This window comes from Psychroflexus sp. S27, from assembly GCF_002810405.1.
GTDB classification, from domain to species: domain Bacteria; phylum Bacteroidota; class Bacteroidia; order Flavobacteriales; family Flavobacteriaceae; genus Psychroflexus; species Psychroflexus halocasei_A.
On the sequence record NZ_NEXQ01000025.1, the window covers coordinates 77194 to 101409 of the forward strand.

General features: G+C 33.6%; 19 protein-coding genes. 9 read left to right on the plus strand and 10 right to left on the minus strand.

Features of this window, described 5'->3' with window-relative positions:
• Positions 1–3: 3 nt before the first annotated feature.
• Genes CAP47_RS10615 through CAP47_RS10640 form a run of 6 tightly spaced genes read right to left on the minus strand, consistent with a single transcriptional unit; the run spans position 4 to position 7660 of the window.
• Complete coding sequence (locus tag CAP47_RS10615; RefSeq protein ID WP_100776609.1) at positions 4–2904, minus strand: glycoside hydrolase family 3 N-terminal domain-containing protein; 2901 nt, start codon at positions 2902–2904, stop codon at positions 4–6.
• Between the two features lie 4 nt (positions 2905–2908).
• A complete protein-coding gene (locus CAP47_RS10620) occupies positions 2909–3394 on the minus strand; it encodes an ABC transporter ATPase (protein ID WP_100776610.1) in 486 nt (161 codons plus the stop codon).
• A gap of 3 nt (positions 3395–3397) precedes the next feature.
• Positions 3398–4189 carry a (Fe-S)-binding protein gene (locus CAP47_RS10625; protein ID WP_100776611.1) on the minus strand — a complete coding sequence of 264 codons (792 nt, stop codon included), beginning with the start codon at positions 4187–4189 and terminating at the stop codon, positions 3398–3400.
• A gap of 29 nt (positions 4190–4218) precedes the next feature.
• Positions 4219–5565, minus strand: coding sequence for a (Fe-S)-binding protein (locus tag CAP47_RS10630; protein ID WP_100776612.1), 1347 nt, complete (start codon positions 5563–5565; stop codon positions 4219–4221).
• A 12-nt stretch (positions 5566–5577) separates the two neighbouring features.
• Positions 5578–6513 carry an MlaD family protein gene (locus CAP47_RS10635; protein WP_238141041.1) on the minus strand — a complete coding sequence of 312 codons (936 nt, stop codon included), beginning with the start codon at positions 6511–6513 and terminating at the stop codon, positions 5578–5580.
• Positions 6514–6562: 49 nt separating this feature from the next.
• Positions 6563–7660, minus strand: coding sequence for an N-acetylmuramoyl-L-alanine amidase (locus CAP47_RS10640; RefSeq protein WP_100776614.1), 1098 nt, complete (start codon positions 7658–7660; stop codon positions 6563–6565).
• A 153-nt stretch (positions 7661–7813) separates the two neighbouring features.
• Between CAP47_RS10640 and CAP47_RS10645 the strand changes: the two genes are divergently transcribed.
• The 3 genes from CAP47_RS10645 to CAP47_RS10655 are packed head-to-tail and all read left to right on the plus strand — an operon-like array spanning position 7814 to position 12576.
• The gene (locus tag CAP47_RS10645) at positions 7814–10450 is read left to right on the plus strand and encodes a putative LPS assembly protein LptD (protein ID WP_238141042.1); all 2637 of its coding nucleotides are present in this window, start codon (positions 7814–7816) and stop codon (positions 10448–10450) included.
• A gap of 4 nt (positions 10451–10454) precedes the next feature.
• Positions 10455–10838, plus strand: coding sequence for a Rid family detoxifying hydrolase (locus tag CAP47_RS10650; protein WP_100776616.1), 384 nt, complete (start codon positions 10455–10457; stop codon positions 10836–10838).
• Positions 10839–10845: 7 nt separating this feature from the next.
• Positions 10846–12576, plus strand: a complete 1731-nt coding sequence (locus tag CAP47_RS10655; protein WP_100776617.1) for a sodium:solute symporter family protein — start codon at positions 10846–10848, stop codon at positions 12574–12576.
• On the opposite strand, the gene CAP47_RS10660 is transcribed toward CAP47_RS10655, so the two are convergent.
• Positions 12566–17038 (minus strand): translocation/assembly module TamB domain-containing protein, encoded by a 4473-nt coding sequence (locus CAP47_RS10660; protein WP_100776618.1) that lies wholly within the window; start codon positions 17036–17038, stop codon positions 12566–12568. The two genes, CAP47_RS10655 and CAP47_RS10660, sit on opposite strands and share 11 nt — an antisense overlap.
• Before the next feature lie 106 nt (positions 17039–17144).
• Between CAP47_RS10660 and tsaD the strand changes: the two genes are divergently transcribed.
• The 6 genes from tsaD to CAP47_RS10690 are packed head-to-tail and all read left to right on the plus strand — an operon-like array spanning position 17145 to position 21881.
• Positions 17145–18179, plus strand: a complete 1035-nt coding sequence (gene tsaD / locus CAP47_RS10665) for a tRNA (adenosine(37)-N6)-threonylcarbamoyltransferase complex transferase subunit TsaD (RefSeq protein WP_100776619.1) — start codon at positions 17145–17147, stop codon at positions 18177–18179.
• A 5-nt stretch (positions 18180–18184) separates the two neighbouring features.
• Positions 18185–18814 (plus strand): peptidylprolyl isomerase, encoded by a 630-nt coding sequence (locus CAP47_RS10670; protein ID WP_100776620.1) that lies wholly within the window; start codon positions 18185–18187, stop codon positions 18812–18814.
• Complete coding sequence (locus tag CAP47_RS10675; protein ID WP_100776621.1) at positions 18814–19524, plus strand: 16S rRNA (uracil(1498)-N(3))-methyltransferase; 711 nt, start codon at positions 18814–18816, stop codon at positions 19522–19524. Before CAP47_RS10670 ends, CAP47_RS10675 begins: the two co-directional genes overlap by 1 nt.
• Positions 19521–20162, plus strand: a complete 642-nt coding sequence (locus CAP47_RS10680; RefSeq protein WP_100776622.1) for a DUF4159 domain-containing protein — start codon at positions 19521–19523, stop codon at positions 20160–20162. The genes CAP47_RS10675 and CAP47_RS10680 overlap by 4 nt, the downstream gene beginning before the upstream one ends.
• Entirely contained in the window at positions 20159–20674 is a 516-nt protein-coding gene (locus tag CAP47_RS10685) for a TrmH family RNA methyltransferase (protein ID WP_100776623.1), read from the plus strand. The genes CAP47_RS10680 and CAP47_RS10685 overlap by 4 nt, the downstream gene beginning before the upstream one ends.
• A gap of 4 nt (positions 20675–20678) precedes the next feature.
• Positions 20679–21881 (plus strand): class I SAM-dependent methyltransferase, encoded by a 1203-nt coding sequence (locus CAP47_RS10690; RefSeq protein ID WP_100776624.1) that lies wholly within the window; start codon positions 20679–20681, stop codon positions 21879–21881.
• On the opposite strand, the gene murA is transcribed toward CAP47_RS10690, so the two are convergent.
• The 3 genes from murA to CAP47_RS10705 form a co-directional block, all read right to left on the minus strand.
• Positions 21878–23191 carry a UDP-N-acetylglucosamine 1-carboxyvinyltransferase gene (gene murA, locus CAP47_RS10695; protein WP_100776625.1) on the minus strand — a complete coding sequence of 438 codons (1314 nt, stop codon included), beginning with the start codon at positions 23189–23191 and terminating at the stop codon, positions 21878–21880. The two genes, CAP47_RS10690 and murA, sit on opposite strands and share 4 nt — an antisense overlap.
• 5 nt (positions 23192–23196) lie before the next feature.
• Complete coding sequence (locus CAP47_RS10700; protein WP_100776626.1) at positions 23197–23835, minus strand: DUF4290 domain-containing protein; 639 nt, start codon at positions 23833–23835, stop codon at positions 23197–23199.
• 62 nt (positions 23836–23897) lie between these two features.
• Entirely contained in the window at positions 23898–24191 is a 294-nt protein-coding gene (locus CAP47_RS10705; RefSeq protein ID WP_093239366.1) for a DUF493 family protein, read from the minus strand.
• Positions 24192–24216: the final 25 nt, after the last annotated feature.

Sequence of the window (24216 nt, forward strand, 5' to 3'; positions counted from 1 at the left end):
AAATTAGTCATGTAAAGCGTCGTAAATATACTGTTGAAGTTTTGTTCTTATATCTTCAGTAATTAACTGACGATTTGTAGCATCAGGATAAATACGATTTGAAAGAAACACATACAGAATATCTGTTGAAGGATCAACCCATGCATAAGTTCCTGTAAAGCCAGAATGTCCGAAACTCGTCATTGAAAGACAGCCACAAGTCGGGCCAACATCATCTAATTGAGGTTTATCAAAACCTAAACCTCGACGGACATCTTCATCACAATAATAACATTTATTAAATGTGTGTAATGTACGTGGTAGAAAGTAGTTTTTACCACCATAATAACCATCATTCAAATACAACTGCATCATTTGAGCAACACTTTTAGCATTACCAAATAAGCCAGCGTGACCGCCTATACCTCCTAACATTGCTGCACCTTGATCGTGAACAAAACCGTGAATAAGTTGCTCTCGCCATAGCTCATCGTTTTCAGTAGGAACAATACGATTCAATGGCGCTTGATCTCTAGGAAGATAAAACAAATTTTGAATTCCCATAGGTTTATAAAATAAGTCTTGAACTAAGTTCTGTAATGAATCCTGATAACTTGTTTCAATATATTCTTTTAAAAAATAAAAAGGTAAGTCAGAGTATTTGTATTCGTCTCTTGTTCTTAGTTCTGATTGCTTAATTTTTTCATAAATAGAATCCTGATAATCAGATCTTAAATATAAATCATCAGCCACTTGAATTGAAAATTCATCAGACTTTTCATTTCTATAATAATCATTTTTAGTTTCTAAAGTATTGATGTAAAAAGGAATCCAAGCTTCTAATTTTGCATAATGAGAAAGCATCCTTTTTAAAGAAATATCACCTTTATTTGAATTTTTATAGGCGGGAAGAATATCTTTGATGTGATCTTCAATGTCAACTTTATCCTCCTCTTCTAGCCTCATGAAAATCGGTAATGTTGCTAGAATTTTAGTTAAGGAAGCCAAATCATAAAGGTCATCATTTTTGACATTTATCTTTTTATCGTAAGTATGAAAACCATAAGATTTTTCAAAAAGTATTTTTTTATCTTTTGCTATTAAAAGCTGAAAGCCTGGTGACATCTTATCTGACAAAACCAAATTTGCAATGCTATCAATTTGATTTCTTAATTTAGTCGCATCAAAATTTTTATTCTCTAAAAAATCATAGCCTAAACGTCCTAAAGATTTGGTTTTTAAACCAGTTCCTTCAGGATAAGCCGAAGTTACAGAAACCGGTAATTGACCAACAGCTTCACTTGCGCCAAAAATAATTTCTGCTGTTACTTGCTGTGCTTCACCTGCATTTTGATAAGACTGAATAATAGATTCAATCGGAAGGAAGCTATCTAAATCTAATAAAGCATAAGGACTTGTGAAATTGGCCAACACAAGGTTATTTTGCTTGGCAATTAACTGAATCAGTTTGATTTCAAAACTTCTTAATTCATAAGACTTCCATGGTGTTTCATCAGATTTGTGATGTCCAATAATCACAGTTTGATAAGTTTTAAGCTTCTCAAGTAATTTGTCAGATTCCGATGTAAAATAATCAACTTCTGCGTAATCTGTCAGAGTATTATAGAATTTTTCTGCTTTAGCATCGCCTAATTTTACATAAGCTATTTTATGATCTTGCAAATCAGCAATTGGCAATAAGCCTAAATCATTTTTAACTAAAGTGATGGCTTTTTGAAAAGCTTTAAAACGTGTTGCTTTATTTTGATCTGTTGCTAAATCTTGCTTTAAATTAACTTGACTTATTTGTTGATAATTTTTTAAACCAACTTTATACTTTGCAAATAGTATCTTTCTTACTGAGTTTGACAAACGCTTATCCGTGATGATACCATCATTATATGCCTTTTTAATTTTATCAAAGGCAGCATCCAAATCATTCGGAATCAATAATATATCATTTCCTGCTAAAAATGCTTGTAACTCTGCTTCACCAGGACCGCCATATTGGCTTGCGCCCTTCATATTTAATGCATCTGTAAAAATTAAACCCTTAAAGTTCATTTCATTTTGCAATAAATCAGTCACAACTTTTTTAGACAAAGAAGTTGGTAAAGTTTCTGAATCTGTTAAGGCAGGGACTTTGAGATGGGCAACCATAACACTGGTTAAGCCATAATTTATCAATTTCCTATAAGGATAAATTTCAGTATCCATCAACCGAGTTGAATCAGCGTCTATACTTGGCAACAATTTATGTGAGTCTTGATCTGTATCGCCATGACCTGGAAAATGTTTTGCACTTGTCAAGACGTCTTCACTCTGAAAACCTTTGATTAATGCGATTGACTTCGAAGTGACATTTTGTTTTCCTTCACCAAAAGCACGGTTCCCGATAATTGGATTTTTTGGATTGCTATTTAAATCAACAACAGGCGCAAAATTGAAATGCACACCAACGCGTTTTGAGTGTTGAGCGATTTGTTTAGCGACATCAAAAACCAAGTTATTGTCGTCGATAGCACCTAATGTCATATTATAGGGAAAAGCAAAACTATTTTCTAATCGCATGGCTAAGCCCCACTCTGCATCCATACCTATCAATAGTGGTGTTTCAGCTATTTTCTGAAATTCATTAGTCAATTTAACTTGTTCCTCTGCAGTTCCTTTAGAGAAAATGATACCACCGATGTGATATTTTTTTATGCGATGCTTTAAAAACTTGATGTCTTTATCTGAAGCACTAGAAAAAATATCTAACATGAAAAGTTGACCTATTTTCTGGTCAAGACTCATGTTTTTATATATGCTATCAGCCCATTGACGTTGATCATCTTTATTTAATTCGTCAATGAGAGGATTTGTATTTTGTGCGTAAAAAAAATTGGCTACTAAAAGAGCCAATAAAAGAAATTTTTTTGTCATAAATCTATTTTAAAAAACGACTGTGCCAGCTTTCTTCAAGAGGGACTTCCCAATATTCATCAAACTCTGCTTTAGTATTAACGAGATTATTAAAGACTATTGTACGAGGTGAAACAGATTTTTGTTTAACCATTTTTTTGAAGTCATTTAAAGGTTTATAGGCGACGTATTCTCCGTGCTTATAGCTGACGTTCATTTTATCTAATAAATCTATTTTGTATTTTTCTTGAAGCGCTTGAATAAACCTCATCGAAGCATCAATTGAGCAACCACTTGCTGCGCTCATAGACTCGTCTAATCCAAAAACAAGAAAACGATTATAAGGGATTTTATAACCTACTTTAAGCTCTTGGCCGTGCGCTGTCCATTCCTTCAGAAAAGCTTCAACTTCAGGCTTCATTGTTTTTAATTCCTCTTCAGAAATGCTTCTATCTGCTTGGTAAATCCATACGCGAGCATCTTCTGGTAATTGGTCAAAATTTACTAACATAAATTATAAGTCTTCTGCATTTGCAATCATTTCAACAACATCTAAAACTTCAATATCGTCTTCTTTGTTTTTTCCTTTAACGCCATCCGTCATCATTGTATTACAAAATGGGCAACCAGCAGCAATGGCATCAGGTTTTGTTTCAATAGCTTGTTCGGTTCTAAGTTCGTTAACTTCTTTATCACCTTTTTCAGCATCTTTAAACATTTGTGCGCCACCTGCTCCACAACATAAACCTTTTTGTTTACAACTTTTCATTTCAACAAGCTCAACATCAAGTTTTCTCAATAAATCTCTCGGGGCTTCGTATTCTCCGTTAGCACGACCTAAATAACAAGGATCGTGATATGTAATACGCTTACCTTTGAATTTACCTCCTTCAATTTTTAAGCGGCCTTCATCCATCAAACCTTTTAAGAATTGTGTGTGATGAACAACTTTATATTCTCCGCCTAATGATGGATATTCGTTTTTAATGGTATTAAAGCAATGTGGACATGCTGTAACAATCTTTTTGACTTCATAAGAATTTAAAACCTCAATATTTGTCATGGCTTGCATCTGGAATAAAAACTCGTTCCCAGCGCGTTTTGCAGGATCACCAGTACAGGATTCTTCAGTCCCAAGAACGGCAAAATCAACACCAATTTTATTTAAGATTTTCACAAAAGCTTTTGTGATTTTTTTAGCACGATCATCAAAACTTCCAGCACAACCTACCCAGAATAAGACTTCTGGTTCTTTGCCTTCTGCCATATATTGCGCCATTGTTGGCACTTTTAATTCTTCACTCATCGTCAGTTCGTTTTATTCTTTTTTATTCATTATGCTTCTTTTGACCAATTCAGGCGATCTTGCTGATTGTAAGGCCAAGGAGCTGCATTATTTTCAATATTTGTCATCGCATTATTAAGCTCTGCGGGAGCTGCACTTTCTTCCATAACCAGATATTGACGCATGTCCATAATGATTGAAAGTGGATCAATACCAACAGGGCAAGCTTCTACACAAGCGTTACAAGTGGTACAAGCCCATAATTCTTCTCTTGTAATATAATCATCAAGAAGTTGCTTATCATCTTCTTCTGGTTTGTAATCTTTATTTTTATTCAATTTTTCACCAACATCTTCCAATCTGTCACGTGTGTCCATCATAATTTTACGGGGTGACAATAATTTTCCTGTTTGATTTGCTGGACATTCAGCAGTACATCGACCACACTCCGTACAAGTATAAGAACTCAATAACTGAAACCAAGATAAATCTTGAACATCACTAGCTCCAAATTTCGCTGGCATCTCATCATCTTCTCCTTCTGCTGGTTCTGCAAAAGGATCTGCATCAGGATCCATCATCATTTTGACTTCATCTGTTACAGCCTGTAAGTTTTTAAACTCACCTTGTGGTTTTAGATTTGAAAAATAAACATTTGGGAATGCTAGTAAAATATGTAAATGTTTAGAATAATATAAGTAATTCAAGAAAAATAGAATTCCTAAAATGTGTATCCACCAAGCTGCTCTTTCAATAGCGATAACACTTCCTACAGACATCCCATCAAAAAGTGGCGAGATGAATTGGCTAACTGGGAAAGCTCCAGCTAAACCAGCTTCGTGCGCATAACCTGCAGCACCAACAGTTTGTAAATGCAAGTCGGCAGCATTCATCGTTAAGAATAAAGCCATCAAAACCAACTCAATATAAAGGATATAATTGGCGTCATCTTTTGGCCAACCTTTCATTTCACTGAGGATAAAACGTCTAATTTTAATCACGTTTCTTCTGATCCAAAAAAGAATAACACTTATTGCAACTAAAAGTGCTAATATTTCAAAACTCCCAATTAAAAAATCGTAAACAGGACCTAAAAATGCAAAAATTCGGTGTGTCCCAAAAAGACCATCGATAATAATTTCTAAGACTTCTATGTTTATGATTACAAAACCGACGTAAACAATCACGTGTAAAGCACCAGCTATAGGTTTTGTCACCATTTTGGATTGTCCTAAAGCAACACGCATCATTTTAGACATGCGTTCACTTTTGTGATCGCTCCTATCTAAATCTCGCCCTAAATTTATGTTTCTTCTAAGGCGTTTTACATTTCGCGCAAAGAAAATTAGTCCAAACGCTAGGGCTAACAGAAATAAAATTTGTGGGATAAATTGCATATTATAAATGTTTTAGTCTTCTTGGTAAGGTTGGTTTTTCTTTCCAAAGAGCGAAAAGTGTACGTATCGCTTTGGATTCTCTTTAATATCTTCAAGTAAAAGCTCTAATTCGTGAGTTGCATTATCTAGGTTGTTATAAAGTGATTTATCTTTAAGCAAAAGTCCTAAACTTCCTTCTTCGCTATTTATTTTTTCACTAACAGCATTCAAGTTGTTGATTGTTTCCTCAACTTCTGTAAACATTTTCTTGTACTCAACAGTAGAAAGACTGTCTGATATTTTTGAAAGATTATTAGAGGTTTTTTCAAAGTTATTGATAGAATTTGTAATTCCAGATGAATTTTGACTTAGAAGATTATCAACCCTTTCAGCTGTTTTTGATAATGATTGCATTGTTTGACTTAAATTAGCTATCGTCAATTTAATATCATCTTCAGTTTCTTTGTCAAGTATTCTGTTGATGCCATTCATCAAAGTATCAATGCTGACAACAGTTCCTTCAACCTTTTCTTGTAGAGGTGAAAGTTTTTCGTTGACAAGTTCGAGTAAACCTTCTTCAGTACGACCTTCTAAAGTATCATTGCTTACAGCGATTTCAGAGTTTTTAAAATCAGGAACAATAGAGATTGATTTCCCTCCTATAAAATCTCCGCCATAAATTTTAACAAAGCTTGTTTTGGAAAATTGAAAATCTTTTTCGATTCCCATCTCAACAATGATATCGCCAGTTTCATCTAAAAAACTAATGTTGGTCACTTTGCCAACTTGAAGCCCGTTGATTGTAACGGGTGATGAAGTCCCAAGTCCTTCAACATCATCATAAACGACGTAGTAAAATCTTGTACTTTTCAACAAGTTAGTTCCTTCAAGGTAACTGTAACCAAATATAAAAAGTAATATTGCAGCCACTGCGATAAGTCCTGCTTTGAATTCTCGTGTTAGTTTCAAATCAATTGTTTTATAGCGTCAAATGTAATAAATTATGGACTAAGTCTGATTATTTAGATGTATAATTAAGAGCTTCTTTAATACTGATCATCTCATTATTTTCATCAAAGGCGACAATAAAAGCTCCTTTGTATGAGTTTGCTTTAGCTTTGTCCTTAAGATTTTTGGCATCAAGATAGTTTTTTGCTTCACCATAAAAGTACTTATAAACCTTTCCCTTTTTCAGCTTACTAATTGGCGAGAGTTTGTTAAAATTATATGGTTTTGGCTCTAAATTATTTGAGCTGGCAGCAATCTGAACTTTAAAGCTTATCCCTTCCTTATCCTCAACTAAATCTTGTTGATTCACATTCATTCCTGCAACTTGAGCATCAACACTTGTTAGGTTAATAATGTTTTTGTAATTAATCAATCCGTCTATAATCGCGTTAGACATTTTTTCTTGTCCTTTTTTAGAATTCAAAAAACGTCCTTCGGCTTTATTTGTCAAGAAGCCAGTTTCGACTAAAACACTTGGCATATAAGTTTCCCTAAGCACCAAAAAACCAGCTTGTTTCACCTTTCTATCTTTTCTATTAAGGACACCAGTAAATTGTTTCTGGACAAAATCTGCCAATAAAATGCTTTGGTCTAAAAATTCTTCTTGCATTAAACTAAAAACAATATAAGATTCAGGAGATTCAGGATCAAAACCATCATATTTCACTTCGTAATCATCTTCCAGTTTAATCACTGAGTTCTCTTTCATCGCAATATCAAGGTTATCTTTATTTCTGTGTAAACCTAGCACAAATGTTTCCGCACCATAAGCATCTGAAGAGTGCGCATTACAGTGGACTGAAACAAATAGATCAGCTTTTGAATCGTTGGCAATCTGTGCTCTTTTATGCAAAGGAATAAACACATCTTTATCACGGGTGTAAATCACATTAATATCATCATAAGAAGATAGAAGTTCTCCCATTTTTAAAACAATCTTGAGGGCAATATCTTTCTCCGAATAACCGTTTCCAGTATTACCAGAGTCTTCACCGCCATGTCCAGCATCAAGAACAATATTAAACTTACTTGATGTCTGCGCATAAAGTGGTGTAAAAACTAACGAAAAACTAAAAATTAATAGGAATACAAATGGTTTCTTCATCATAGGTTTACTTTTGTAAAATCGTGAACATTAAAAGTGGTTTTTAATTTCACTTACTAAAATAATATGTAATTTTGAACTTTCAAAAATCAAGCCAGTAACTCAACAAAAATAGTTTTATTAATCTTGCAAACAAATCATCTTCAAATACTTTTTTTGTTCTTTCTCACTTTTGCTGGAAAATCTTTCGCACAAGTTAATGATTCGATTAACGTTGACCAAAAGCCAAAAGAAAGCTTGCAAGATTCTACTCAAATTTCTCAAGACTCCATCAAAGTTAAACAATCAATGCTGACTGATATTATCAGTACTAGCGCTATTGACTACAGAAGGTTTGACAGAAAAGAAAATAAGCTTTACCTCTACAATGAAGCTAAAGTGAATTATCAAGATTATAAAATTGATGCTGGTATCATTATTATAGATAATAACACCAATGAAGTCTATGCTAAAGGTATTGTTGACTCAACAGGAGCTTACACACAAAGCCCAGTTTTTGATCAAGGTAAAAACACGATTAAGCCTGATAGTTTGGTTTTTAATTTTAACACCAAAAAAGCTTTAGTCTATAATTCAAGAACAAATCAAGGTGCTTTTAATGTCAAGAGTAAAACTTCGAAGAGGGTTAATGACTCTGTTTATTACTCGGCAGATGCTATTTTTACAACAGATGATGATTTAGAAAATCCTGACTATTTTTTTAGAGCTAGAAAGATAAAATTTGTTCCAGATAAAAAGATTGTCACGAGTTGGGTGAATATGTATATCGCTGATGTACCAACACCTCTCGGTCTTCCTTTTGGGTATTTTCCCTTAACAGATAAGCAAGCGTCTGGCTTTATCATTCCATCTTTTGGTGAAAATGTCAACAGAGGTTTTTTTCTTCAAAATGGTGGTTATTACTTTGCCATCAGTGATTACTTTGATTTAGCATTAACAGGAGATTATTATTCTAACGGAAGTTATGGTTTTAGAGCGCAGTCAAACTATAATGTCCGTTATCGCTTTAATGGTAATTTCAACTTTAATATTGAAAAATTACTCAATGAAGAAAGAGGTTTCCCTAATTTTTCGGAGCAAAGTATTTTTAATATTAGATGGTCGCATAGACAAGATAGCAAATCTAATCCGAACTCGCGTTTTTCTGCTTCTGTGAATTTTGGTAGTAGTAAGTATTATAGAGAATCTGTAAATCAAAACAACACAGGGAACTTTTTAAACAACACCTTAAAATCTTCTATTTCATACTCAAAAACATTTGCTGGAGAACCACAAATGAATCTGAATGTCACTGCGACACATAGCCAAAACACAAATACAGAGAGAATTAATATGACATTGCCAACAGCGCAATTTAGCGTTGGTAGAATTTATCCTTTTGCGCCAAAAAATGGGATCAAAAAAGGAATTATTGACAATGTTAACCTTCAATATAATGTAAGAGCTGAAAACAGAATTAACACAACTGACTCTCTCTTTTTTAAACCTCAAATGTTTAAGGATGCACAAGTTGGTGCAAAACATAGCATTCCTTTAAGTACAAACTTTAAAGTTTTTGATCACTTTAGTGTCAGTGCTTCCACAAATATTGAGGAAGTGTGGACGCTTAAAACAATAGATCAAAGTTTTGATGAAATCAACAGAACTATTGTGAGAGATACATCTGACACTTTTGATCGCTACATGACATACAATTTCAGCGCAAGTGTTGGTACAACGGTTTACGGAATGTTTAATTTTGGAGATGATAAAAAGATTAAAGCAATTCGTCATGTGATGCAACCAAGCATTGGCTACTCTATCAATCCTGGGTTTGATCAATATTATGATTCTTACACAAAACCTGGAATTGCGGGTGTTGATGATCAGGAAATCGAATACTCAAGATTTGAAGGAACACTTTACGGTGCGCCTGGCAACAGATTTGCTAACAACTTGTCTTTTAGTTTGACCAATGATTTTGAAGCTAAAGTCAGAAAAAAAGATTCAACCCTCGTTGGCGATGAAAGATATGAAAAACGTAAATTACTGAGTAACTTCAGCATTGGCGCGAATTACAATTTAGCGGCAGACTCTCTTAAACTCAGTGATATCTCTCTTCGCGCGAGCATTCCTATTATTAAAGACAAATTAAGTATTAATACATCTGGTGCTTTAAATATGTATGCACTTGATAATAATAATCAGATTATTGATAAACTGAACATCAATAATGGCGGAAGTTTATTTAGATTGACAAGAGCAAACGTCAGTTTTAATTATGGTTTAAATTCCAAAGATTTATTCGGAAATAAAGATGATGATAAAGACAAATCTAACAAGAACGAAAATAGAGATGAAAAAGGTTTTGATGACACTGATTTATTTGGAAGTGGTAACTCAGTGAATGACCTCTCTGGCGGGGAAAATGATAATAGTTCAGATGAAGACGATGAAGAAAATGAAACACTTTACAATTATAAAATACCCTGGAGTTTAAACCTCGCCTATACAATGACTTATAATAACACAGCTAGGCAAAATGAAGTTAGCTCTCACTCAATCATGTTTTCGGGTGATGTTGATTTATCTCCGAAATGGTCGGTTGGTGTTTCATCAGGTTATGATATCAAAAATAAAGGTTTTACATTTACGCAACTTCGATTTTCGAGAGACTTAAATACATGGCGAATGAATTTCAACTGGACACCTTTTGGAACACGTAAATCATGGTTTTTCTTTATCGGAATCAAAGCAAATGTACTTAGTGATATCAAATACGATAAAAATAGAGAACGCGATAGACAACTTTAAAATTATGCCAAAAAAAATCATCAATACATCTGAAGCTCCACAACCTATAGGAGCATACAATCAAAGTGTTTTTAAAAATGGTTTTTTATACACTTCAGGTCAAATAGCGATCAACCCCAAAACTGGTGAAACAGAATTTGGTGATTTAACTCATGAAACCAAACTTGTGATGAGTCATTTATCTGAAATATTAAAGAAAGCTAACATGACTTTTGAAAACGTCATTAAAGTTTCAATTTTTGTCAAAGACATCACTAAATTTTCAGAAATTAATTCAGTTTACAGCACTTACTTTAATGAAAAAACTGCTCCAGCACGAGAAATGGTTCAGGTCGCTGACTTGCCAAAGCATGCTAATATAGAAATCAGCCTAATCGCAGCAGAATAATTTTACAATGGTTTTAGAAGCAATTGACTGGTCGATTATTATTACTTTTTTTGTCATCAGTTTATTGATTGGTCTTATTGTAGCCAAACAATCGGGCAAAAGTTCTGAAAACTTCTTCCTCTCTGGCCGTAACATGCCATGGTGGTTACTTGGTATATCTATGGTGGCCACAACTTTTGCAGCTGACACACCTGGCTTGGTTGCAGGAATTGTTAGGAAAGATGGCGTTTCAGGAAACTGGGTGTGGTGGGCTTTTTTACTAACAGGTTTACTCACTGTTTTCTTTTATGCTAAACTCTGGCGTAAATCTAATATTACAACAGATTTAGAGTTTTACGAATTGCGTTACGATGGAAAAAGCGCAGCTTTTCTAAGAGGCTTTAGAGCCATTTATCTCGGTGTTGTATTCAATATTGTCATCATGGCAACAGTTTGCTTGGCTGCTATAAAAATCGGTCATGTTCTTTTTGATTTCAGTGCAATTGAAGCCTTACTCATCGCCTGCTCTATTACTGTGCTCTACTCTATGCTTGGCGGTTTAAAAGGTGTTTTAATTACAGATTTCATACAGTTTGGTATTGCATTGGCAGGAAGCATTTGGGCTTCTATTTATGTAATCAATATGCCAGAAATCGGTGGTTTGGAAGCTTTAATTTCACACCCTAATCTAGAGAGTAAAACAAGTCTATTTCCTGACTTTACTGATCCTAGTAATTATATTCCACTTATTGTGATTCCACTTGCCGTTCAATGGTGGAGTGTTTGGTATCCAGGCGCTGAACCTGGTGGCGGCGGATATATCGTTCAGCGGATGCTTGCCGCAAAAAATGAAAAACATGCCACATTAGCGAGTTTGCTTTTTAATGTCATGCATTATGCTGTGCGTCCTTGGCCATGGATTATCATTGGTTTTGCTTCATTGATTATTTACCCAAATATTTCAAGTTTAGCTGAAGCTTATCCTGATTTAAATCCGTCTTTCATCAAAAATGATTTAGCATACGCTGCCATGCTTTCTTATTTGCCAGCCGGACTTTTAGGACTTATTATCACATCGCTCATTGCTGCATTTATGAGTACAATTTCAACGCATCTCAACTGGGGAAGTAGTTATGTTGTGAATGATTTTTATGCGCGCTTTATCAATCCAAACGCAAGTGATAAAAAGAAAGTTATGATTGGCAGATTATCAACGATTGTGATGATGGTTTTGGCGGGATTACTTGCTTTAAAACTTGAAGAAGCAAAAGAAGCATTTGACTTGCTATTACAAATTGGTGCTGGAACTGGTTTGCTTTTCATCCTCAGATGGTTTTGGGAACGCATCAATCCTTATAGTGAAATATCCGCGATGATTTCCTCTTTTGCAATCGCTTGTTTGTTCTTTGTCAATTCAAAATTAGATGAAGCCTGGTTTTCTATTCCTACTTATTGGGAGTTAGTGATTGGCGTGATCATCACAACGTTGGTATGGATTATCACAACTCTATTAACATCGAAACCTAAGCAGGAAACACTTACAAAGTTTAACGAGTTGATATTTGATGGAGGTCAAAAACTGATTTATTTAAAGTACAAATTAGCTGCTTTCTTTATCGCAACAATAGGAATTTATGCTGTACTTTTTGGAACTGGTTACTGGCTTTATGCCAATTATATTTTGAGTAGTATCGCTTTTGTCATTGCATTATTATCAAGCATTTTTCTGATTAAATACTGGAAAAAAATCACTCTTTAATCGTTCGACTTCTCGTTGATTTTGGGAATTTAATATAAGAAGGAATTTTGATTTTATCTTTATCTTCAAGGTCTTCAACTTCTTTTCGAGTTGCCTTTGCTTTATAGTTTTCATCAAAAATTTTCTTCACTAATTCTTTAAAAGAACCAAAATTAACTGTGTAAGAAATTCCGACACCTTGCGTATAACCCAAGTCTTCACCTATAAACTGAATATCACTTTCACGGTTGAAAGCTGTCGCTCTTAAATTCCCTTTTTCATTAAGTAGAAAGCTAATTTCAACATCGCCAAACACAACAGATTCAGTCGTTCCACCCACAGGAACGCCAAATCTACTATTGACATAAATTCGTTTGCTTAATTGCGTTTGTAAAGTAAAGCCAACACGATCGCCAGTTTGGTCTTGCGTTGGCGTTCTTTGTGATTGAACGTAGTCTAGGCCCAATTTAAACTTGCTATCATCACTTGAAATAATGTCATCAAAAATCCCAGATGCACTTTCAATTAAGTTTCCTGTTAAGGCATTTTGACCCAATAATTCTTGACTGTAAAAACTACCTTGTGTAATTAAACTCAATGCCTGATATTCAGTTTCTTCACCTTGAATCCTGTATTCCAATTCACTTTTAACAACTGAACTTAAATTCGGATAATTTAGTTCAAAACTAATGTCTGGTTGAATCAGTTGACCTCTTAAATTTGTAATAACTTCAACAGGAATTTCACGATTAATGCTTGGGTTCTCAAGAATAACAGCTGGATTTGCTGAAGTTGTGTATTTTGCTTGAACATCCATGTTCGCTTGAACAGGATCACCATTCCATGTTAGGTTTGAACCTGGAATAAGTTCAAATTTCTTTTGGACTAAATTTCCTGCATATCTAAAATCGTAGAAACCTTCATAAGCGACGAAATCTCCCCACATATTGAATTTTCCGTTGGTATTTATTTCTATTAAAATTGTTCCTGCGCCTCGCCCATTGAGTCGGCTTCCTGTACTTTGGTCAACAACAATTTCAACTTCAGCATCTCTTGTAATATCAAGTTCAAAATTCAATTTTAAACCCGTTACATCTTTTATTTGCACTTGTTGACCTGCTAATTGTGCTGCTTTTTCTTTTGGAGAAAGAAAGTAGATAAATGAATTATCAGCAACAGTTTCCGTATCATCAAGTGGTATTTTAAAAACCGTATTGGGTTGCGTGCTCGCATTGACATCAATGCTCAACTCATCGATTGGTCCATAAATTTGTGCATTTCCATCGATAAAAGCAGTTCCATAATACAAAGCGCCTCTTTCAAAATCAGTATCTAAAACAACTAAGTTTTCTGATGAAATATTAAGATCAAGCTCCCAATCATAAAGTGTATTATGAGTTATATCTCCAGATAAAACACCTTTTGTATCGTACTTGGTATCTTGAATATTGATATCGCTAAAAACAATGTCTTTATCATTAAATTTGACTGTGGCATCATTTGCAAAAGCATAATCAACATTCAGATAAGGAACACCCAAACCAGCTTTGTATAATTGAATTTCGCCGTTTAAATCAGGAGATTGTAAATCACCGGTTAATTTTGCATTTCCATAAAGCGTTCCTCGCATATTATTAATCACTTCATCCCCAAGTGGACTCAGCGCTTGAACATCAAAATCTTTAAAAGAAATATCTAAATCTGCAATTTGTTTCTGGTTCTTATTTTTAATTTGACCATCAATGTCAAAGAGATAAGTTCCTTCTTTCAATAATTTAGCAGAGACTGAAAATTCATTCAAATCTTTATTGCCATCTGCTTCCAATATCAATTGACCATAATCAAAATCATTTAATTTAAATTGGTCTATTTTAATATCTAAATTAGGCTTATAGAGTTTTCGCTCTTGTAAAATTTGAAGTTTTCCGTTAATTTCTCCATCAAGATTTAAGCTATCCATATAAGGCGTCACGCTGGCTAAATCTACTTTTTTGAAGTTAAGATTGACATTCTTGTATGTTGAATCTCTAACAGCTCCTTCTAAATCAATGATTTGATTTTCGTTAATCATCGAAATTGAATCAAATTCAAAATTCTGAAAACCACGCTCAACCAAAACGCGATTATTCTCATTATTATCTTTATTAATCCACCATAATTTATCTTTAAACTTCAAACTTGATCGCTTAAATCCAAACACAGATTTATTGTCTTCTGTTAAGGTTTGATATAAACTCAAATTAAACTTATCCTTATTATTTTGACCTCCTCTAAACTCTGATCGCATATATAACGTATCATTAAGCGTCACATTAATCATACTAAAGTCTGAGATATTATAAACGGATGTTGATAAACTATCGACTTTAACAAAGCTGTTATAAAGCGGGTTTTTGTTATCAATTTGAAGATTAACATTTTCTAATCTGTTTCCAAAAGCTTCAAGTAATGGCGTTTTAAAATTAAGCTTAAACTCGTTTTGGTTGGCGACTAAACTTCCATTCAAATATGTATCAGCTGACAGTCTAATATCAGGAAAGAAAACCTCGACTACTTTATTGTAAATTTTAAAATTAAAATCAACATACTGATAGTTATTTTGGTTGTAATCATCTTCCCTGAAATAAAGGTTTTGAATCGCATCTCCGAAAAGTTGAGGCAATGAAGTAATCCTAAATTCACCTGTCATTTTACCATCAATAATGTCAGGTGATTTAACCGTGATGATCTTTTTATTATTTTTATTAATCGATTTCAGAGTCAAAGTATCAAATTGATATGATTCTGCTTCTTCTTGATAAGCAAAATCAATAAACCGAAGTTCACCAACGGCTTCATCAATCGTATTTCCTTTTAAATCAACTTGAATTTTTCCTGAGAATTCTGATTTTTCAGAACGATCAACAATATTCATTTCATTAAGTTGAGCTTTCTTTATATCGAGATCAAAATCATAACTATTTAGTTCTTTTGAAGCATCAATAACACCATTAAAGTCGAATTCAAAATTATCATCGTGACTAATAATTTGTCCGTCAAAAATTGGCGCTTTTAAATTTCCTGAGACTTCGATGTCTTGGTACTCATATTTATTGATATTGATCGAACTTATCTTGGCATTGACACGCGTGTTGAGTGATTCTTGTGTAAAGCCTTTCCCATTCACAAAGGCAGACAAGCTGACTCTTCTGATTAATTTCGTATCAAGTATTGATGATAAATCATATTCGATAAGTCCTAAACTTCCTTTATAAGTGACTTGTTCAGGATCACTGATAGCTTCAAAGTCGACGTCAACTCTAATGTCTCCAAATTTATTTTTAGCATAAAAGTTTAATGCCAAATTATCGTTGTCATAAATGGTTTGTCCATTGAGATTGACATTCTCAAACTGATCCAAAAATTCAGGTAAATTTTCCTCCAATAAAGGTGGTAAAAGTCTGATAATATCATTTCGGTTGGATTGAAATGTTGAATGATTTGCTTCAACTCTAAAACCATTTTCAGTTGAAAAACTATTTCTTAAATCAATAGAACCTCGATATTTTGTTCCAGTCAAGCCATCCAAATAAAAATTGGTCAATGTAAAATCATTAAGACTTCCATTCATATTTCCTTGCACATAAAGCTTGTTTCCATAACCAAACTGATCATAAAAACGCCTTAAATCTGATGATGAAATTTCAGATGAATGTATTTGTGCATTAAAGTTCACCTTATTTTCAAAATCAGCTAAGTCTTCTCTTTCATATGTCATCTGAACATCGGCTATAACCGATGAATTTGACGTTAAAAGATTTAAATTCTTGACTTGCATTTCTTCCAAAGTATAACTGAATTGCGCTTGCATATCTTCAATGACAATTCCTCGTCCCATCACGCTAGACATTCTATTAATATCAACAGTAACAATTGGCCCATCAATCACTAAATCCGAGGCGTTTAGGTTGAGATAGTTCAGCTCTAAAGCTTTCGGATTTTCTAGATTTTCGTTTAAAATTTGGAAACGACTATCTGTCATCAAAATTCTTTCAAACTCAATAATTGTTGAGCTTTCAGAGGTTGATGTTGTATCATCAAGCTGATCGATGAAATAATCTAAGTTTGAAAAATCTTCACCTTTATATTGTGTCAATTTGAAAACCAGTGAATCTGCTTCTGTGGTCGAAAAATTCAAATGTGTAAAATCAAAGTTGATTAAATCTAGTAGCGAAGACGATAGTTGATCCGCATAAATAAGCGTATCCTTTTTATGATCCTTGATAAAAACTTTATCCAGTTTAAAGCGTCCATTATAGCCAACCTTGAATTTTTCGATGTTAATATCAGTTCCGTAATTATCATTAAGAGAAGTTGTCAATTCTTTTGCTATGCGAGTTTGCACACTAGGAATTGAGAAAAAGACAAGCAAGATCACAATCAGAATCAATAACAAAACGACAAATCGTTTGAGATAGTAAAAAAGTGTTCTTAATGCCTTCAATTATTGAATTTTACAAAAGATAATTAATTATCAATTAGAATGATTTTATAAAGCAACAAATTTATTTAGATTTGCCGTATAAAAAACAATATTCGCCTCTAATCTTATGCTCAAAAAGGAAATTTTTATTCTTGCGGTTGAGTCTTCATGCGACGACACCTCAGCAGCAGTTTTTAAAAACGAGCATAAACTTAGTAATATTGTGTCAACACAAGAGATTCACGAGGTTTATGGCGGTGTTGTTCCTGAGTTAGCATCGCGAGCTCACCAACAAAACATTGTACCTGTCGTTGATCAGGCTTTAAAAAAAGCTGGCATTACTTTACAAGATCTTGATGCAGTCGCTTTTACCAAGGGCCCAGGATTAATGGGATCTTTACTTGTTGCGAATAGCTTTGTCAAATCATTATCATTGAGCCTAAATATTCCGCTCATCGGTGTCAATCACATGCAAGGACATTTGTTAGCACATTTCATCAAAGATGAAAATCAAGATAAATCTCCTGATTTTCCTTTTTTAGGTGCAACAATTAGTGGCGGACATACGCAACTTGTCAAAGTGACAAATCATTTTAAAATGGAAGTGATTGGCGAAACTTTAGATGATGCTATTGGAGAAGCCTTTGATAAATGCGGAAAAATGTTTGGTTTGCCTTATCCGGCAGGTCCTGAAATTGATAAATTAGCGAAAGAAGGCGATCCTAAAAAATTTGTTTTTGCAAAACCTCAAGTCAAAAATCTTGACTTCAGTTTTAGCGGACTCAAAACATCCGTGCTTTATTTTTTACAAAGAGAAATTAAAAAGAATCCTGATTTCATCAAAGAGAATCTTAACGATCTTTGTGCGTCATTTCAATATACGGCTGTCAAAATTTTAACAGACAAAATCAAAAAAGCAAGTCAACAAACACAAATCAAAACAATCGCGATTGGCGGAGGAGTTTCTGCAAATTCTGGCATCAGAGAAAAGCTGAAAGAGGAAGCCAAAAAGCGTGATTGGAAAGTTTTTATTCCACCATTTGAATATTGTACTGACAACGCTGCAATGATTGCAATTGTGGCTTATTTCAAATACAAATACAGTTATTTTTCAGACTTAACATCAACAGCACAAGCAAGATTTAAAATTACAGAACACTAAGATTTATGAAAAAAATTAGCCTACTCATTTTAGTAATAATCAATATTAATTCACTGCATGCGCAGAGAAATCTTTTTAAAAATAGTTTTGACGAATTTAAAGATTTCGGCATTTCTAAAAGTGAGGCTAAAGCTTACGAAAAAGAAGGTTCTTTAAGTGTTTTCAATAAAGAAAAGCACAACACAAAACTTGCGAAAAAGCTTTTTAATAAAAAGGTCGGAAAATCAGTGAAAAACAAAACCCACGAGGGAAAAGTAGAATATAAAGTTATCGCTGAGGCTGAAAATAAACACCACAGAATCAATTATATATTTTTTGATGGGAATAAAAAAAGCTATGATAAAATAGAAGATCAACGCGGAAAGATGATCAAATTACTTGACAACAACTATAAATTTGAAAGTTTAGCACGTCAATACTCTATGGATTTAAACAAATATAAAGGTGGCGATTCTGGTTGGTTTAAATTTGGTAGTGTGATGCCAGATTTTGGAAACGCAATCACAAACACCATGTATTACGCCAATGAAGTTTTTAGAGTTGACATTCCAGAAAGAGATTGGTATTATTTAGTTAAGAAAAGTCACACGCCTAAAAATATCAAAGAAATTTTAGTTTTAAAAACTGTTGAATAATGCAATTTTTTTATCAACCACATTTTGATAAATCAAACGAAAATATCGTTTTTGATCCTCAAGAAAGCAAACATATTGTCAAGGTTCTGCGAAAAAAAAGTGGAGATATTCTTTGGATTACAAATGGAAAAGGCTTAGCTGCAAAAGCTGAACTTTTTCAGATCAATCAAAAAAAATGTGAAGCGAAAATTCTTGAATTTGATTCTCAAGAAAAATCAAAGTTTCATTTACATATTGCTATTTCACCTACAAAATCTAATGATAGATTTGAAACATTTCTGGAAAAAGCAACAGAAATTGGTATTCACGAAATAACACCACTTCTCACTAAAAACAGTGAAAGAAAAAAGCTTAACTTAGAGCGTTCCGAAAGAATCGTTCAATCTGCAATGAAGCAATCACTGAAATATCATTTACCTAAAATCAATGCTTTAACGAGTTATGATGATTTTGTTAAAGAAGAATTTTCTGGACAAAAGTGTATTGCACATTGTGAGGATAGCGATCAGAAAAAGTTTCTTTTTAACGCTATTGATTCTCATCAAGATTATAGAATATTAATTGGCCCTGAAGGGGATTTTAATTTAGAAGAAATTAAACTTGCTATTCAAAATAATTATCAAGAAATAAGTTTATCGTCTGAGCGTTTACGCACGGAAACCGCAGCTATTGTTGCAACACACATCGTTTCTTTAAAGCAAATTATATGAGGGATTTCTTCATCATTCTGTGTTTCCTTTTTGTACAATTTAATTACGGACAAGAGATTGCTACTTTAAAATATAAAGGCGGCGGTGATTGGTATAGTAACCCAACAGCACTCCCAAATTTGATCTCATTTTCAAATCAAAACATCAAAACAAAGATCTCTTCTCAAGTCAAAGAAGTTGCTCCTGATGATCCAGAGATTTTTGATTTCCCTTACATTTATATGACGGGACACGGCAATGTCTTCTTTTCGGAAAACGATATTGAAAACTTGAGAGAATATTTATTATCTGGAGGATTTCTCCACATCGACGATAATTATGGCCTTGACGAATATATTCATAAAGAATTAGAAAAACTTTTTCCTGAAAAAAAATTAGAAGAGTTACCTGCAAGCCACCCGATATTTTCAAATTATTTCAAATTTCCAAATGGGTTGCCAAAAATTCATGAGCATGATGGCAAGCCTGCTCAAGCTTTCGGGATTTATGAAGGTGATCGATTGTTATTACTTTACACCTACGAGAGTGATTTAGGTAATGGTTGGGAAGACAAAAATATCCATAACGATCCTGAAGAAGTTAGGCAAAAAGCCTTAAAAATGGGTGCAAATATTCTTTTTTACATATTTACAAAATGAGCCATCAACTCACACATTCTGAATTAAAAAACAAAGCTTCTAAAGCTGAGATTTATATTTTACTAGATGATGTCGCCAGTCCTGCAAATTTGGGGTCAATATTCAGGTTAGCTGATGCTTTTGGTGTGCAAAAAATCTTTATTCATGAAGATTTAAAAGAAACTCAATCTAGTACGAGATTTAAAAGAACAAGTCGTAGCACTGAAAAATTTGTAGAGACTTGTTTCTTTAAAAATATCACTAAAAAAATTTTAGAGTTAAAATCTGAAAACAAAAAACTCATTGGTCTTGAATTGACTTCAGAAAGTCAAGGCATCAACACTTATCCTTTTGATGTAAAAGAAACTTATATTTTAATTTTAGGAAATGAACGTTTAGGTATTTCAAATGAAGTTCTTACTAAACTTGACGCTTGTTTACATATTGATTTATTCGGTCAAAATAGCAGTATCAATGTCGCTCAAAGTTGTGGAATTGGACTGTATGAAATAACGCGTCAACTTAATAGCTAGGACAATGGCTAAATTAAAATCAATTTTAAAAAAAGAAGTTCAAGATTTTATTGATGCCAACATCAATGCAGATATCACGCGTATCATTTTATCAAAATCTCCTTTTGCTGATGTTGATTCTAAGACTTTAGCACAACAAATTGAAGCTAAACGCAAAGCAAAATCGAAATTACCAACTTGGTTTAAGTCTCAAAAAATCATTTATCCAAAGAATATTAATTTACAACAAAGTTCTTCTGAACTCACTGCAAATTACAAACTCAAACAAATAAAAGGACAAAGAATAGCTGATTTAACGGGCGGATTCGGGATTGATACTTTTGCTTTTTCTCAATCTTTTTCAAAAGTTGATCATGTTGAGAGAAATTCTGAACTCTCTGAAATAGTTCAACAAAATATGGCTTCATTAAATGTTAATAATGTTGAATGTCACACCACAACTGCTCAAGAGTTTTTAAGTACCCAGCAAGATAAATTCGATTACCTTTTTATTGATCCATCTCGGCGTGATGCTTCTCAAAACAAAGTGTTCAGACTTCAAGACTGCGAGCCGGATCTAACAAAAGAGCTTCATTTTTATCTTTCAAAATCAGAAAAAGTTTATATCAAAACCTCACCACTACTCGATCTCGATTTGGGTATTCAACAACTTAAAAATGTCGAATCCATCGCTATAGTCGCAGTACAAAATGAAGTTAAAGAATTATTATGGTTGGTTGGTCAAGAAAGTCTGAAAGACATCAATATCAAAACGGTTAACATCAAAACAAATGGAACTCAAGAAAGTTTTGATTTTAATTGGTCAGATAAATCTATTGAATTTTCAAATTATGCTGAACCTCAAAAAGATAGTTATTTATATGAGCCGAACGCAAGCATAATGAAGTCTGGCGCTTTTCAGCATATTTCAAAGTACTTTAATCTTAAAAAACTTGAAGTCAATTCACACTTGTATGCATCATCAGAAAAGAATCAGAATTTTCCAGGACGAGTATTTAAAATCAATCAAATTTTAGACTATAAGCCTAAACTGATTAAGAAAGAATTGGGTGGTGAAAAATTAAATTTGAGTGCAAGAAATTTTCCGATAAAAGTGGAAGACTTTAAAAAGAAATATAAAATAAAAGATGGTGGCAAAACTTATGTGTTTTTAACAACCACCATCTCTCAAAGAAAAATTATTTTGATTTGTGATAAAATCAATTAATCAAAACGTGTTATTTTAGCGCCGATTGCTCTCAACCTTCCATCGATATCTTCATAACCTCGATCTATCTGTTCAATATTATGAATTGTAGAAACGCCTTTAGCAGAAAGTGCTGCAATTAATAATGAAATACCTGCACGAATATCAGGACTTGACATCGTTGTCGCTTTTAGTTGCGACTCAAAATCATGACCGATGACTGTTGCCCTATGCGGATCACAAAGAATAATCTTTGCACCCATATCAATTAATTTATCTACGAAAAATAAACGGCTTTCAAACATTTTTTGATGTATCAAAACACTTCCACGAGCTTGTGTGGCGACAACCAAAATAATACTCAGTAAATCTGGTGTAAACCCTGGCCAAGGCGCATCGCTAATGTTCATGATAGAACCATCAATAAAGCTTGTGACCTCGTAACCATTTTTATGCTCTGGAATGTGGATATCATCACCGACTTTCTCAACTGTAATCCCTAATTTTCTGAAGGTTTCAGGAATAATCCCTAAATCCTTCCAACTCACATCTTTAATGGTTAATTCACTTTTTGTCATGGCAGCTAAACCAATCCATGAACCGATCTCAATCATATCTGGTAAAACAGTATGTTTACAGCCAGATAGTTTTTCAACACCTTCGATGTGGAGAAGATTTGATCCAATACCTTTGATCTTAGCTCCCATTGAGTTCAACATTTTACAGAGTTGTTGAATATAAGGTTCACAAGCAGCATTGTAAATAGATGATTTGCCTTTCGCCAAAACTGCAGCCATCAAAATGTTAGCAGTTCCGGTGACTGAAGCTTCCTCAAGAAGCATATCAACACCTTTTAATCCATTGGGTGCTTCTACGCCGTAAAAGCGTTCTTCTTTATTATATCTAAATTTCGCGCCAAGCTTGATAAATCCGCCAAAATGCGTATCCAATCGACGGCGACCAATTTTATCGCCTCCAGGTCTAGGAATATATCCTTTTCCGAATCGGCCTAAAAGTGCACCGACAATCATGATTGAACCACGAAGACTGCTGCCTTCTTCTTTAAATTTTTCACTTTCTAAATAATCAAGATAAAGCGCGTCACTTTTAAAAGAATAACTACCGTGACCTAATTTTTGAATTTTGACACCTAAATTACTGAGGATTTCGATGAGTTTATTGACATCTCTAATGTTAGGGATGTTATCAATATAAACTTTTTCGTCTGTCATTAAAACAGCGCATAATATCTGAAGAGCTTCATTCTTAGCGCCTTGCGGGCGAATTTCACCTTTGAGTTGATGTCCGCCTTCAATCTGAAAAGTTGCCATACTAATTACTTACGTTTACGATTATTTTTGTGATGACTTTTATGTGACTTCTTTGAAGATTTATAGCGTTGTTTGTGTTTCACTAAATCAGAAGCATCACTTAAATTAGACTCTATCTCTTTTAAACTTAATTTCCCATCACTTAATTCATCCAAATGTTTAATAATCACTTGATCATCAACATGGTCTTTATTCCAATTCAGATAACATTTCTTCATGTGATTTGCGATCGTTAAAGTCAGTGCTTCTTTTAAATCGCCATCTTCCATTTTTATTGCCTCATCAATCATCCTTTTAATGTTGTTCCCGTAAAATCTATATTTCGGAAAATTCTGAGGATAAGCTAAAGGTTCAGGACGTTCTGCTAGAAGTTCAGCCGTTGGCTTAGGAAAAGGAGAATCAACATCTAGTTTAAAATCACTGATAATAAAAAGTTGATCCCAAAGTTTATGTTGAAAATCAGTCACATCTCTTAAATGTGGCTGCATATTGCCCATCACATCAATGATGGCTTTGGCAGTTTCGTTTCGTTTTTGTTTGTCTTCAATGGTGATCGCATGTTCAACCATTCTTTGGATATTACGACCATATTCAGGAATGCGTAATTGAGTTCGCTCTGAATTGTACTCTAGTGAATTTGTCAAAATGATATTTTTAATTTAAAAAGAGAGTTGCAAAATACATAAAAAAATGCAGTCTAAATGACTTATAAAGAAATTACACCGTCAACTTCCTGACCGACTTCTTTATACTTCTCCACAACATCTTCAGGTGATTTCATTTTTACATGAATAGAAACGCTTGTATATTTGCCCTTTGAAGATTGTTTTGTTTTGATAACAGCACCCATATCATCAAATAAAGAGCTCAATTTTTGAAGTTCTTTTTCGTGTGTTGTAGGTAATATAAATTTGAACAAATAAGGGCCAGGCCACTTGTCCAATTTCTCAAGTTGGCGTCTTAGTTTGTTGTAAAATTCATCTTGTTGTTTATCTTGCATCAATTTTTTTTACAAATATAAAAGT